The sequence below is a fragment of the uncultured Stenotrophomonas sp. genome (assembly GCF_913778665.1).
Lineage (GTDB): Bacteria > Pseudomonadota > Gammaproteobacteria > Xanthomonadales > Xanthomonadaceae > Stenotrophomonas.
The window spans coordinates 75,265-88,205 of sequence record NZ_CAJYVQ010000004.1; the positions used below are offsets into that span (position 1 = coordinate 75,265).

The 12,941-nt window shown below is 66.7% G+C and carries 12 protein-coding genes; 5 read left to right on the forward strand and 7 right to left on the reverse strand.

What is annotated here, in order from left to right:
• Positions 1–8: 8 nt before the first annotated feature.
• Complete coding sequence (dusA, locus tag QZ853_RS05170; RefSeq protein ID WP_295571219.1) at positions 9–1,040, reverse strand: tRNA dihydrouridine(20/20a) synthase DusA; 1,032 nt, start codon at positions 1,038–1,040, stop codon at positions 9–11.
• Between the two features lie 192 nt (positions 1,041–1,232).
• Between dusA and QZ853_RS05175 the strand changes: the two genes are divergently transcribed.
• Both QZ853_RS05175 and QZ853_RS05180 read left to right on the forward strand, forming a co-directional pair.
• On the forward strand, positions 1,233–1,475 hold the full coding sequence (locus QZ853_RS05175; protein WP_295571220.1) for a hypothetical protein: 243 nt from the start codon (positions 1,233–1,235) through the stop codon (positions 1,473–1,475).
• Positions 1,476–1,487: 12 nt separating this feature from the next.
• Positions 1,488–2,384, forward strand: coding sequence for a hypothetical protein (locus QZ853_RS05180; protein WP_295571221.1), 897 nt, complete (start codon positions 1,488–1,490; stop codon positions 2,382–2,384).
• A 105-nt stretch (positions 2,385–2,489) separates the two neighbouring features.
• Here QZ853_RS05180 and QZ853_RS05185 read toward each other — a convergent pair whose 3' ends face one another.
• Positions 2,490–3,944 carry a SulP family inorganic anion transporter gene (locus QZ853_RS05185; RefSeq protein ID WP_295571222.1) on the reverse strand — a complete coding sequence of 485 codons (1,455 nt, stop codon included), beginning with the start codon at positions 3,942–3,944 and terminating at the stop codon, positions 2,490–2,492.
• Between the two features lie 231 nt (positions 3,945–4,175).
• Here QZ853_RS05185 and QZ853_RS05190 point away from each other — a divergent pair, with 231 nt between their 5' ends.
• On the forward strand, positions 4,176–5,132 hold the full coding sequence (locus QZ853_RS05190) for a cation transporter (protein ID WP_295571223.1): 957 nt from the start codon (positions 4,176–4,178) through the stop codon (positions 5,130–5,132).
• Positions 5,133–5,243: 111 nt separating this feature from the next.
• The gene (locus tag QZ853_RS05195; RefSeq protein WP_004153735.1) at positions 5,244–5,669 is read left to right on the forward strand and encodes an organic hydroperoxide resistance protein; all 426 of its coding nucleotides are present in this window, start codon (positions 5,244–5,246) and stop codon (positions 5,667–5,669) included.
• A 148-nt stretch (positions 5,670–5,817) separates the two neighbouring features.
• Here QZ853_RS05195 and mmsB read toward each other — a convergent pair whose 3' ends face one another.
• Genes mmsB through QZ853_RS05220 form a run of 5 tightly spaced genes read right to left on the reverse strand, consistent with a single transcriptional unit; the run spans position 5,818 to position 11,357 of the window.
• The gene (mmsB, locus tag QZ853_RS05200) at positions 5,818–6,708 is read right to left on the reverse strand and encodes a 3-hydroxyisobutyrate dehydrogenase (RefSeq protein WP_004136647.1); all 891 of its coding nucleotides are present in this window, start codon (positions 6,706–6,708) and stop codon (positions 5,818–5,820) included.
• A complete protein-coding gene (locus QZ853_RS05205) occupies positions 6,705–7,880 on the reverse strand; it encodes an enoyl-CoA hydratase/isomerase family protein (protein ID WP_295571224.1) in 1,176 nt (391 codons plus the stop codon). The genes mmsB and QZ853_RS05205 overlap by 4 nt, the downstream gene beginning before the upstream one ends.
• Entirely contained in the window at positions 7,877–8,674 is a 798-nt protein-coding gene (locus tag QZ853_RS05210) for an enoyl-CoA hydratase (RefSeq protein WP_295571225.1), read from the reverse strand. Before QZ853_RS05210 ends, QZ853_RS05205 begins: the two co-directional genes overlap by 4 nt.
• Positions 8,671–9,837, reverse strand: coding sequence for an acyl-CoA dehydrogenase family protein (locus QZ853_RS05215; RefSeq protein WP_295571226.1), 1,167 nt, complete (start codon positions 9,835–9,837; stop codon positions 8,671–8,673). Before QZ853_RS05215 ends, QZ853_RS05210 begins: the two co-directional genes overlap by 4 nt.
• A gap of 14 nt (positions 9,838–9,851) precedes the next feature.
• Positions 9,852–11,357 carry a CoA-acylating methylmalonate-semialdehyde dehydrogenase gene (locus QZ853_RS05220; protein ID WP_295571227.1) on the reverse strand — a complete coding sequence of 502 codons (1,506 nt, stop codon included), beginning with the start codon at positions 11,355–11,357 and terminating at the stop codon, positions 9,852–9,854.
• 114 nt (positions 11,358–11,471) lie between these two features.
• On the opposite strand from QZ853_RS05220, the gene QZ853_RS05225 reads away from it, so the two are divergent.
• Positions 11,472–12,839, forward strand: a complete 1,368-nt coding sequence (locus tag QZ853_RS05225) for a short-chain fatty acyl-CoA regulator family protein (protein ID WP_295571228.1) — start codon at positions 11,472–11,474, stop codon at positions 12,837–12,839.
• Positions 12,840–12,941: the final 102 nt, after the last annotated feature.

A 12,941-nucleotide genomic window follows, 5' to 3' on the forward strand; every position in this document is an offset into this window, starting at 1 on the left:
GACTTCGGTCACGCTGCAGCGCGATCGGCTTGGCGTTCGGTGACGGCCAGCGCCTGCTCGACGAGGGCCCAATCGGCGCCCGGGCGGTGTGCGCCCTCGCTCAGCACTTGGCGGAACGCGCGGCCACCCGGCTGGCCGTGGAACAGGCCCAGCAGGTGACGGGTGATGTGCTTCAGCGCCAAGCCTTCGCCCAGGCGCGCTTCCACGTAGGGGCGCAGCGCGCGCAGCAGGTCGCCGCGGGACCGCAGCGGGGCGCCGGTGTGCAGCGCCTCCAGCTGATGCAGCAGGTAGGGGTCGTGGTAGGCCGCACGGCCCAGCATCACGCCATCGACGTGCGCCGCCTGTGCCTGCACCGCCTCGACGCTGGCCAGGCCACCGTTGAGCACCACGGGCAGCGCCGGTCGCTCCTGCTTCAGGCGATACGCCCAATCGTACTTCAGCGGCGGAACCTCGCGGTTCTCCTTAGGTGACAAGCCCTTCAGCCAGGCATTGCGCGCATGCACCACCACCATTGCCGCACCGGCGGCGACCTGGTGGTCGACGAAGGCGGCGAATACGTCGTAATCGTTGTCCTCGTCCACGCCCAGGCGGCACTTCACCGTCACCGGGATGTCGACCGCATCGACCATGGCCGCCACGCACTCGGCCACCAGCACCGGCTCGCGCATCAGGCAGGCGCCGAAGCGCCCGGCCTGCACGCGGTCGGACGGGCAGCCGCAGTTGAGGTTGACCTCGTCGTAGCCCCACTCGGCGGCGATGCGCGCGGCCTGTGCCAGCAGGGCCGGATCGCTGCCACCCAGCTGCAGCGCCAGCGGCTGTTCGCTGGCATCGAAGCCGAGCAGGCGCTCACGGTCGCCGTGGATGACCGCGTTGGCGTGCACCATCTCCGTGTACAGGCGCGCGCCCGGCGCCAGCACGCGGTGGAACACGCGGCAGTGGCGATCGGTCCAGTCCATCATCGGGGCAACGGACAGGCGCAGGGAGTCGGCGTAACGGGCGGTGGCGGACGTCATCGGAGCGTTGATCGAGGAGACTGGCATTGCCAGTGAGATCAATAGTTTACACCGGGTGTCTGAATGGCGCCGGGTCGTCAGGCAGCGTTCGAAGCGCCGGTGCCCCATTGCCGCTGTGGCACACGCCTGTCACGCCATCAAATACGAATGAGAAGTGATATCATTTGAGTGCCGTACAACGATGTGCGGCATGGATGTCCCAAGCAAACGGAACATGTAATGCAGCAACGCACCTATATCGAACTGGTCCTGGAACTGTTCGCCTTCATCAGCCTGTGCATGGCGATGGCGACTTCCGGCACCCCGGTGCTGGTCTTTGGCCTCACGACCATCCTGCTCACGGTATGGATACCCTTCCAACGGCGCGAGATTCATCGCTTCACCCGCGCCGTGTCGATTGCGCTGGTCATTGCGGCAGTAGCCAGGATCGTCATTCATTTCCTACCCAATCCATCCATCTAGGAATCGAATTCGATGAGGCTGTTCCGATACGCCACTGCGGTGGCGTTGTTGCTCTGTGCGCAGGGAGCGCACGCGCAGTTGAAGCAGATACAAGATATCCCGTGCGAAGGGTGTTCATACGCTCAGATGCAGGCGGCCGCGCTGTCGGACGTCGACGTCGGCGGTGCGCTGGTGACCAGTATTTCCACGGGAGAAATACGGAAGTTCGTCATCCTGTGGGATCGCAGGATCCAGGAGCTGCCGATCGAACAGGACCTGGAAGACTACTTCGTAGCCCTGGTCCGCTTCTGGCACGCGAATGGGCGCAGCCTTGAAATGAACTACGACGTTGCATCGAACACGTGGAGACTCCCCCAGCAAGCGATGGCGACTGCACGCGTGCGACGGGCACTGGCGGCTCCCGCCGCAGACAGGCCGGTTCCGGCAACCGTATACGATGCATTGCAGAGCCCGGCCAGGATGAACAACGCGATCGAGCAGTTGAATGCCTCCTGGCGCGCCCGCGGGTATGCGGCGCACATGACGTTCGTCAATTCGGTCAGGGGAAAGAACATCTCGCTGACTGCGGGCCGCCCGGTGACCACGCTGAACTTCGCCGATGGCTCCACGGTCAAGGCCTCCTACGACAGCGAGATGAAAAGCTGGGCGCCTATTCCCGGCACCGGCCGCGACGTTCACGGCAACCCGGTTCCAGAGACCAAAGCAGACGTTGCCAAGGACGGCAAGCCCGTGGTGTACGAGTTCCCCGGTGGCATCACCAGTGACGCCTACATGGACTTCAGTCGCTACCTCTTCGATCTGGGCGTGCGCCCCAACATCGGGCCGGGCGACAACCAGATGATCTGCACCAGCGAAGTGATGGACGCCGACATGCGGGTGGAAGTCAGGTGCATGGGCCGCCGGCACTGATGCAACAACGCGGGCGACCGCCGCTGCGGTCACCCGGGTGCCCCCTGCAGAAGCGCTTATGGACCCATGTCCCAGCACAGGTGGCGGCGATTGATGAGTGCGACCTCAGTGCCCGCCGCCGCGCCTACCCACCTGCTCGATCAGCGTCCGGCTGGCGGCATTGAGCCCCACCACCGTTACATCGGCGCCATGCGCGGCCAGTTTTTCCTGCGCGCTCTCCAGCGCGGCCACGGCGGTCAGATCCCACAGATGGGCATCGCGCAGGTCAATCTGCACCTTCGGTGCCACCTGCCGGTAATCAAACGCCACGCCAAGCTGGCCAGCGGAAGCGAAGAACACCTGGCCGCGCACGCGGTAGACCTGGGTATCACCCACCTCCTCGCGTTGCACCTCCAGCAAGCGGCCCACCTTGCGCGCGAAGAACAGCGCCGACAGCAGCACGCCGCTGAGCACGCCCTTGGCCAGGTCGTGGGTGGCCACGGTGACCACCACGGTCAGCAGCATCACCGCCGACGAACTGCGTGGATGGGTGCGCAGGTCGCGCAGCGAGCGCCAGCTGAAGGTGCCGATGCTGACCATGATCATCACCGCCACCAGCGCCGCCATCGGGATCTGCTGCACCAGCTCGCTGCCGTACACCACCATTGCCAGCAGCACGACACCGGCCACCAGGCATGACAGACGGCCACGGCCACCGGAGGTTACGTTGATGATCGACTGGCCGATCATCGCGCAGCCGGCCATGCCGCCGAGGAAGCCGGTGACCGTGTTGGCCACGCCCTGGCCGACGCATTCGCGGTTGCGCTCGCTGGGCGTCTCGGTGATGTCCTCGACGATCTGCAGCGTCATCATCGATTCGAGCAGGCCGACCACCGCCAGCGTGGCCGACACCGGCAGCAGGATGCGCAGGGTTTCCCAGGTAAACGGCACATCGGGAATGAGGAAGTGCGGCAGGCTGTCGGGCAGCTGGCCCATGTCGCCGACGCTGCGCACGTCGATGCCGAAGCCGATCACCACGGCGGTGAGCAGCACGATCGCCACCAGCGGCGACGGCACTGCGCGGGTGATGCGCGGCAGCAGGTAGATGATCGCCAGCGCGGCGGCACAGAGCACGTACACGGCCGGGCCACGGCCGATCAGCTCGGGCATCTGGGCCAGGAAGATCAGGATCGCCAGTGCATTGACGAAGCCGGTGATGACCGAGCGCGAGACGAAGCGCATCAGCGAGCCCAGTTTGAACACGCCGGCCAGCACCTGCAGCAGGCCGGCCAGGATGCTGGCGGCGAACAGGTACTGCAGGCCGTGGTCCTTGACCAGGTCGACCATCACCAGCGCCATCGCACCGGTGGCGGCGGAGATCATTCCGGGGCGGCCGCCGGCGATGGCGGTGATCACGGCAATCGAGAACGCGGCGTACAGGCCGACCTTGGGGTCGACGCCGGCAATGAGCGAGAAGGCAATGGCCTCGGGAATCAGGGCCAGGGCGACGATGATGCCGGACAGCAGGTCGCCACGGAGGTTGCCGAGCCATTGCTGGCGCAGTGGATAGGACGTTTGCATGGGAAAACTCCGCGCACACGCGGCCTGGCCGCGAGGCGCTGCAGTGGATGGACACGGGTTCCTGAGCCGGGCGGGCCGGCTGCCGAGGTGCGGCAAGGGTCAGGGTGGCGTGATCACTGCAGGGCGGGGTCGGTGCGTGGGAGGGGCGTAGTCTACGGGAAGTGGCTGCATGAGGGGAGCGCGGTCAGCCGCAAAAGGCAGCTGAGCGTGGCTCCGCTCTACAATCAGGTCATGGCTACCGATCGCCCGCATTTCTTCGACCCGACCACCGAACAGGGCGTGCTTCGCCTGTCGATCGCCGGTGCGCTGCTGCTGGCGGTGGCCGCGGTGGTGTTCGGCCTGCTGGCCAATTCCTCGCTGATCATCTTCGATGGCATCTACGGGCTGATCGACGTGGTGATGACCTGGCTGTCGCTGCTGGTGGCGCGGCTGATCGCGCTGTCCACCAACACCGATGCCCTGCAGTCGCGGCTCAACCAGCGCTTCACCATGGGCTTCTGGCATCTGGAGCCGATCGTGCTGGGGGTCAGCGGCACGCTGATGATCGGTGCGGCGCTGTATGCGCTGGTCAATGCGGTAGATGCGCTGATGTCCGGTGGCCGCCACATCGCACTGGGCCCGGCGATCATCTTCGCCGGCCTGTCACTGGGGGCCGAAAGCGCGCTGGCCTGGTTCGTGCTGCGCGCCAACCGCCGCATCGGTTCGGAGTTCATCGCGCTGGATGCGAAGAACTGGGTGATCGCCGCAAGCATGTCGGCCTGCTATCTGCTCGCCTTCCTCGGCGGCGCGCTGGTGCAGGGCACGTCGTGGGCGTGGGTGGGGCCGTACATCGACCCGGCCATCCTCGCCTTCGTCTGCGTGCTGGTGATGATCGCCCCGCTCGGCACCGTGCGCCGGGCGCTGGCCGGCATCCTGCTGGTGACTCCGCCGGAGCTGCAGGCGCACGTAGATGCAGTGGCGCGCGACATCGTCGCCAAGCATGGCTTCGTCGAGCACCGCAGCTACGTGGCGCAGGTCGGGCGTGGCGAGCAGATCGAGCTGTTCTTCGTGGTGCGCGAGGACGATCCGCCACGGCCGCTGCTGGAATGGGACCAGCTGCGCGACGAGATCGGCGATGCACTGGGTGAAGCCTCGCCGGACCGCTGGCTGACCATCATGTTCACCACCGACCGCGAGTGGACGATCTAGGACAGTAGGACGATCGATCAAGTTTTTCGTACGCATTGCAACCCAACGTACGCGGAAACCGGGCACAGTAGGCTCCAACGCAACACCCACCCACCGACCAGGAGCATCCCGATGTCCATCGAAAAGGTTCTGTACACCGCCCAGGCCACCTCCACCGGCGGCCGTGAAGGCCGTTCCGTCTCCTCCGACAACGTGCTGGACATCCAGCTGTCGACCCCGCGTGAGCTGGGCGGCGCGGGTGGCCCGGGCACCAACCCGGAGCAGCTGTTCGCCGCGGGCTACTCGGCCTGCTTCCTGGGCGCGCTGAAGTTCGTGGCCGGCCAGGCCAAGGTCGCGCTGCCGGCCGACACCACCGTCACCGGCAAGGTTGGCATCGGCCAGATCCCGACCGGTTTCGGCATTGAAGCCGAGCTGACCATCAACGTGCCGGGCGTGCCGCGCGAGCAGGTGGAAGAACTGGTGCAGAAGGCTCACATCGTCTGCCCGTACTCCAACGCCACCCGCGGCAACATCGACGTGACGCTGATCGTCGCCTGATGCGTTGATGCCGGCCAGCGGCCGGCACTACCCGCGTGCAGGGCAAAAAAATGGGCGGATGCCGATCGAAACCGGGCATCCGCCCATCCCACCTTCGTTGTCCCGCATGGGGGCATGAGGTTGCCGGCCAGCAGCCGGCACTACCAGGTCACTTCTCGCTCGTAATGAGCTGCACGACGCTGGAGAAATCCAGCTTGCCGCGGCCGGCCTGGTGGTTCATCGAGTACAGGTTGCGGGCCACTTCGCCCAGCGGAATCGAGGCGCCGACACTCATCGCCGCTTCCACCGCCAGGCCCATGTCCTTCAGCATCAGGTCGCTGCCGAAACCGCCGCTGTAGCCGCGCGACGCAGGCGCGTTCTCCAGCACGCCCGGCCACGGGTTGCACACTTCAGTGGCCCAGCTGCGGCCGGTGCTGACCGCCATCATCTGCGACAGCACCTTCGGGTCCAGCCCGTGCGCCACGCCCAGGGCAATGGCTTCGCCGGTCACCGCCATGATCACGCCCAGCGCCATGTTGTTGCACAGCTTGGCAACCTGGCCGGCACCACTGGCGCCCACGTGGAAGATGTTCTTGCCCATCGCCTGCAGCACCGGGCGCGCGCGTTCCAGCGCGTCCTCTTCGCCACCGACGATGAAGGTCAGGGTGCCGGCCTGGGCACCGGCGGTACCGCCGGACACCGGCGCGTCGATCATCTGCAGGCCACGCGCGGCCGCGGCTTCGGAAACCTTGCGTGCGCTGGCCGGGGCAATGGTACTGCAGTCGATGACCAGTGCACCGGCCGGAATCGCGGCGAGGATGCCGTCATCGCCCAGGTACACGCCTTCGACATGGCGGCTGGCCGGCAGCATCGAGATCACCACTTCGGCATCGGCCAGGGTTTCGCGTGCCGATGCGGCGGCGCTGGCGCCGGCGTCGACGGCCGCCTGCACCGCGGCCGGGACCAGATCGAACACGCGCACGGTGTGGCCGTTCTTGACCAGATTGGCGGCCATCGGGCCACCCATGTTGCCCAACCCAATGAATGCAATGCGGCTCATGCCAGGCTCCTTTCAGCGACGGGGGTGCCCAGGTCGGCCAGCGGATGCGCGGCATCGGCCCAGGGCGAAGCGAAGAACGTATCGGCCCACGCGGCGGTGGCCTCGGCCAGCGTGGCCGGGTTCCACTGCGGGTTGCGGTCCTTGTCGATCAGCAGCGCGCGGATGCCTTCGGCGAAATCGCCGTGGGCGGCGCAGTGCAGCGCGGTGATGTACTCCAGCCGATAGACGCTGGCCAGGTCGTGGCCGGCGCTGCGGCGCTGCAGCTCGAACGCCAGACGTGCCGAGCCGGGCGCACCGGCGGCGAGGGTCTTCTGTGCCGCCTGCAGCCAGGCATCTCCGGTCTGCAGGCCGCTGATGCGATCGATGATGGCGGCAAGGTCATCGCCCTCGCACAGCGCGTCGACCTGCGCGGCATTGGCCAGCAGCGGGCCGGTGGCTGCATCGCTGGCGTGTGACTGCAGCAGATGGCTGAGGCGTTCGTGGTTGTGCGCGGCATCGCCCGACCAGGCCACCTGCAGCAGCGCATCGAACACTGCACTGCGGCGCTCTTCGGCCACGTGCACGTCGGCCAGGCCGGCGTAGATGGCATCGCCGGGGTTGAGCAGTGCGCCGGTCAGGGCCAGGAACAGACCGCCCTTGCCCGGTACGCGCGGCAGCAGCCAGCTGCCACCGACATCTGGGAACAGACCGACGGTGATTTCCGGGAAGGCCAGCTTGGAACGTTCGCTCACGACACGGTGGCTGGCACCGGACATCAGGCCGATGCCGCCACCCATCACGATGCCGTGGCCCCAGCACAGGATCGGCTTGGTGTAGGTGTGGATCAGGTAATCGACGCGGTATTCGACGTCGAAGAATTCGGCGGCGTAGTCGTTTTCGCGGATGTCGCTGTGGCCTTCTTCGCGGAAGGCGACCATGGCCTTGTACAGGCTGTGCAGGTCGCCACCGGCGCAGAACGCCTTTTCGCCGGCACCCTGCAACACCACCATCGCGATGCCGTCATCGTCGGCCCAGGCGTTCAACTGCTTCAGCAGCAGATGCGCCATCGGCAGCGAGAAGCCATTGAGCGTGCGCGGTGCGTTGAGCGTGGCGAAGCCGATGCGCGTGCCGTTGCTGGCCACGCGCTCTTCGAACAGCACCGGTGCGCCGTCGGCAACGGTGTCGGTGCTCATGCGTTCTTCCACTGCGCGGCGCGCTTTTCCAGGAAGGCCGTCACCCCCTCGACCTGGTCAGCGGTGTCGAACAGGTCGACGAAGGCCTCGCGCTCGGCCACCAGCGCCGAGGCGTGGGTGCCGGTGCGGGTGGACTGCACCAGGGCCTTGCAGGCGGCGATGCTGGTCGGGCTCTGCTTGCCGGCCTTCTTCGCCCATTCCAAGGCCAGTGCCTTGGCTTCGCCCTTGCCGACCTTTTCTTCGGCCAGGCCAATGCGCAGCGCGGTCTCGGCGTTGATGCGCTCGCCCAGCAGGATCATGCGCTTGGCCCAGCCCTCGCCGACCAGGCGCGGCAGGTTCTGGGTGCCACCGGCGCACGGCAGCAGCCCGACGGTGGCCTCCGGCAGTGCGACCTGGGCGTGGTCTTCGATGATGCGCAGGTCGCAGGCCAACGCACACTCCAGGCCACCGCCCATGGCGTAGCCGTTGATCGCGGCGATCGATACGCCACGGAACCCGGACAGCGCTTCGAAGGCTTCGCCGAAGCGGCGCGCCGCTTCACGTGCAGCGGCCTTGTCACCGCAGGCGAACTGGTTGAGGTCGGCACCGGCGGAGAAGAACTTCTCGCCGTCACCGGTGATCACCAGCACGTAGACGTCGCGGTCTGCGTTGAGCGCGCCCACCAGGTCGCGCAGCGCGGACAGGCTGTGCACGGTCCAGGTGTGCGCCGGCGGGTTGTGCAGGGTGACCACGGCGGTGTGGCCATCGGCCTCGACCTTCAGGCCCACATGCGCCTGGGTACGCCAATCCTTCATCGCAGTTCCTCTTCGGTGTTGAGCAGGTGACGGGCAACGATCACCCGCATGATCTCGTTGGTGCCTTCCAGGATCTGGTGCACACGGCTGTCGCGCAGCAGGCGCTCGATCGGGTATTCGCGGATGTAGCCGTAGCCCCCGTGGATCTGCAGTGCTTCGTTGCAGATCTTGAAGCCGGCATCGGTGGCGAAGCGCTTGGCCATCGCGCACCACACGTTGGCATCGCTGGCACCGGCATCGAGCTTGCGCGCAGCCGAATGCACCATCTGCCGCGCGGCGACCAGTTCGATGGCCATGTCGGCCAGCTTGAACTGCAGCGCCTGGAACTCGGCCAGCGCCTTGCCGAACTGGCGGCGCTCGCCCATGTAGCGACGCGCGGCATCCAGTGCGCCCTGCGCGGCACCCAACGAGCAGGCGGCGATGTTGATGCGGCCGCCATCGAGCCCCTTCATCGCCAGCTTGAAGCCGCCGCCTTCCTCTCCCAGAAGGTGGCTGACCGGCACGCGGACGTTCTCGAAGGTGATGCCACGGGTGGGCTGGCTGTTCCAGCCCATCTTCTCTTCCTTGCGGCCGAAACTGATGCCCGGCAGGTCGGCCGGCACTGCGATGGCGCTGACCCCACCCGCACCGGCACCGCCGGTACGCGCCATCACCACCAGCAGCTCGGTGGCACCGGCGCCGGAGATGAAGGCCTTGGAGCCGTTCAGCACGTAGTGGTCACCGTCGCGCACGGCGGTGGTCTTCAGCGAGGCCGCATCGGAACCGGCGCCCGGCTCGGTCAGGCAGTACGAGGCCAGCTTGCTGCCCGAGGACAGATCGGTGCCCCACGCATCACGCAGCGTCGGCTGGCCCCACTTGGACACCATCCACGAGGCCATGTTGTGGATGCTGATGTAGGCCGCAGTCGACGGATCGACGTTGGCGAGCTCCTCGATGACGACGGCGGCGTCCAGTCGGCTCAGGCCGCTGCCGCCCACTTCCGGGTCCATGTACAGACCGCAGAAGCCCAGTTCACCGGCCTTGGCGATCGCCTCGCGCGGAAAGATGCCCTCCGCATCCCATCGCGCGGCGTGCGGCGCCAGTTCGGCCTGTGCGAAGTCGCGCGCAGCCTCGCGGTACGCCTGCTGTGCTTCTTCCAGTTCCGTCGTCATCGAGTGGCTCATGGCTGCTCCTGCCGTTACTTCAGGCTGATCGTGGTGTTGACGCCGTGGCTCAGCGTCTCGTCATCGAACCAGCGCGCGGTGACCGTCTTGGTCTGGGTGTAGAACAGCACCACCTGCTTGCCGTAAGGGCCCAGGTCGCCCAGCTTGGAGGCGCGCGAACCGGTGAACGAGAACAGCGGTACCGGCACCGGGATCGGCACGTTGATGCCGACCTGGCCGACATCGATGTCTTCCTGGAACTTGCGTGCGGCCGCGCCGGACTGGGTGAACAGTGCGGTGCCGTTGCCGTTGGGGTTGCTGTTGACCATCGTGATGGCGTCTTCCAGCGTTTCCGCTTCGAGGATGACCAGCACCGGCCCGAAGATTTCTTCCTGGTAGATGCGCATGTCGGTGGTGACACCGGCGAAGATGGTCGGGCCGACGAAGTTGCCCTTCTCGAAGCCATCGACCTGCGGGTTGCGGCCATCGAGCACCAGCTTGGCGCCCTGCTCCACGCCCGAAGCGATCAGGCCTTCCACGCGCTCGCGGGCGCTGCAGGAAATGACCGGGCCGACATCGGTGCCGGCCACGGTGCCGCCACTGACCTTGAGGGTCTTGGCCTTGGTCACCAGGTCCTGCACCCAGTTGCGTGCTTCACCGACCAGCACCAGGGTCGAGGCGGCCATGCAGCGCTGGCCGGCCGCACCGAAGGCGGCGCCGACCATCGCGTTGAGGGTCTGCTCCTTGTTGGCGTCCGGCAGCACCACGGCGTGGTTCTTGGCGCCCATCATGCACTGCACGCGCTTGCCGGCCAGCGAGGCGCGGTTGTAGACGTGGGTGCCGACGCGGGTGGAACCGACGAACGACACGGCCTTGATGTCCGGGTGGTCGCAGATCGCGTTGACCACTTCTTCGCCGCCATGCACCACGTTCAGCACGCCCTTCGGAATGCCGGCTTCCAGCGCCAGCTCGACCAGGCGCATGGTGACCATCGGGTCCTGCTCGGACGGCTTGAGGATGAAGGTATTACCGGTGGCAATGGCCATCGGGAACATCCACAGCGGGATCATCGCCGGGAAGTTGAACGGGGTGATGCCGGCGCACACGCCCAGCGGCTGCATGATCGTGTAGGTGTCCACGCCATTGGCCACGTTGTTGGCCAGCTCGCCCAGCTGCAGATTGCCGATGGCAGCCGCGTGCTCGACCACTTCCAGCCCACGGAACACATCACCTTCCGCATCCGGCAGGGTCTTGCCCTGTTCAGCGGTGAGGATGTGGGCCAGCTCGCTCATGTTCTCGCGGATCAGCTGCTGGTACTTCAGGAAGATGCGTGCGCGGGTGCCAATCGGGGTCTTGCGCCAGGTCTTGAACGCTTCCTTGGCAGCAGCAACGGCGGCGTCCACTTCACCGGCGGTGGCGAACGGCACCTGGGCCAGGACGTCCTGGGTGGCGGGATTGACCACGTCCTGCCAGTGGGAGGTGGCCGATTCGATGAACTGGCCATCGATCAGCATGCGGATACGGGGCGCTGCAACAGTCATGACGACAATCCCACGGGCTCGAAAGATGCTTGGCATTATTCACAGCACTCACCTCGATTTCCGGCCTGAATCCGCTTAATCTGGCCAACGCACCCCACGATTCCTGTTAATTCTGTGAATTATTCAACCCCCCAGCGACAACTTGGCCTGCGCCTGCTGCGGCTGCGCGAGCAGCGCGGTTACAGCCAGGCCGACCTGGCGCGGGCGCTGGGGCTGTCGGCCAGCTACCTGAACCAGATCGAGCGCAACAAGCGCCCGCTGACCCCGGCCGTGCAGAAGAAGTTGGGCCAGGTACTCGGCGATGTTTCGGCGCTGTTCGACGAGGATGAGCCCGCCGCACTGCAGGAAGCCTTGGGCGAAACCCTGCGCGACTTGGGTCTGGCCGAGGTCAGCGCCACCGAACTGCGCGCATTGGCCGGCAACCTGCCGCAGGTCAGCCGCGCCCTGCTCGATCTGCATCGCCGCCACCTGGCCCTGCGCGAGCATGCCGCTGCCCTGGAGTTCCAATTGGGCGAGCCCGGTGCCGGCAGCACCCTGCCCGCCGGTGACCAGGTGCGAGAGTTCTTCAACCGCATGCACAACCACATCCCCGAGCTGGATGAGCTGGCCGAACGCCTGTTCGCCGAGTGGGGGCTGTCGCCCGGCCACGTGGCGCCGCGGCTGCGCCAGCTGCTGGCCGACCGCCACGGCGTGCTGGTGGAAGTGGCCGCGCTGCAGGCCGGGCGCGAGAAACGCCAGTACGATGCCGCTGCACGGCGGCTGTGGCTGCCGGACTACCTGGAGCCGGGCCAGCAGGCATTCCAGATGGCCGCCGAACTGGCCCTGCACGGCTACCTGCCGCAGATCGATGCGGTGGTGGCACGTGCCGGCTTCAGCGATGACGCGCGCATCGCGCAGGCACGTATCGGTCTTTCAAACTACTTCGCCGGCGCGCTGGTGATGCCGTACATGCGCTTCCTGCGCGCCGCCGAGGCCTGCAACTACGACATCGAACTGCTGGCCCACCAGTTCGGCGTCGGCTTCGAGGCGGTCTGCCATCGGCTGAGCACGCTGGCGCGGCGCAGCGCACCCGGGCTGCCGTTCTTCTTCATCCGTGTGGACCGCGCCGGCAATGTGTCCAAGCGCCATTCGGCCACCGACTTCCACTTCTCGCAGGTGGGCGGCTCGTGCCCACTGTGGATCGTCTACGAGGCATTCAACCAGCCCGGGCGTATCCTCACCCAGACTGCGCGCATGCCCGATGGCCGCCGCCATTTCTGGCTGGCACGGCAGGTCAGCAGCGGCCCGGTTGGGCATGGCCAGCCGCGCAAGACGTTTGCGGTAGCACTGGGCTGCGACCTGCAGCATGCCGAGCGGCTGGTGTATTCGCTGGGGTTGGACGTGCAGAGCCCGGGCAATTCGGTGTCGATCGGGCCGGGCTGCCGGGTGTGCCCGCGCGAGGACTGCATGCAGCGCGCGTTCGCGCAGTTGCCGGGGAGGTAGGGGGTTTTGCAGGGCTGCGCCCTGCACCTGCAGAGGCCGAAGCAACGGCAAAAGCTGGCATTTCGTGGGATGGCGGGATGGGTCCGGTGGCGGGGGACGCCG

Excerpts from the sequence above, each read along its gene's own strand:
- dusA (WP_295571219.1), bottom strand. The coding sequence starts at position 1,040 with ATGCCAGTCTCCTCGATCAACGCTCCGATGACGTCCGCCACCGCCCGT.
- QZ853_RS05210 (WP_295571225.1), bottom strand. The coding sequence starts at position 8,674 with ATGAAGGATTGGCGTACCCAGGCGCATGTGGGCCTGAAGGTCGAGGCC.
- mmsB (WP_004136647.1), bottom strand. The coding sequence starts at position 6,708 with ATGAGCCGCATTGCATTCATTGGGTTGGGCAACATGGGTGGCCCGATG.
- QZ853_RS05215 (WP_295571226.1), bottom strand. The coding sequence starts at position 9,837 with ATGAGCCACTCGATGACGACGGAACTGGAAGAAGCACAGCAGGCGTAC.
- QZ853_RS05220 (WP_295571227.1), bottom strand. The coding sequence starts at position 11,357 with ATGACTGTTGCAGCGCCCCGTATCCGCATGCTGATCGATGGCCAGTTC.
- QZ853_RS05205 (WP_295571224.1), bottom strand. The coding sequence starts at position 7,880 with ATGAGCACCGACACCGTTGCCGACGGCGCACCGGTGCTGTTCGAAGAG.
- QZ853_RS05195 (WP_004153735.1), top strand. The coding sequence starts at position 5,244 with ATGTCCATCGAAAAGGTTCTGTACACCGCCCAGGCCACCTCCACCGGC.
- QZ853_RS05180 (WP_295571221.1), top strand. The coding sequence starts at position 1,488 with ATGAGGCTGTTCCGATACGCCACTGCGGTGGCGTTGTTGCTCTGTGCG.
- QZ853_RS05175 (WP_295571220.1), top strand. The coding sequence starts at position 1,233 with ATGCAGCAACGCACCTATATCGAACTGGTCCTGGAACTGTTCGCCTTC.
- QZ853_RS05190 (WP_295571223.1), top strand. The coding sequence starts at position 4,176 with ATGGCTACCGATCGCCCGCATTTCTTCGACCCGACCACCGAACAGGGC.
- QZ853_RS05185 (WP_295571222.1), bottom strand. The coding sequence starts at position 3,944 with ATGCAAACGTCCTATCCACTGCGCCAGCAATGGCTCGGCAACCTCCGT.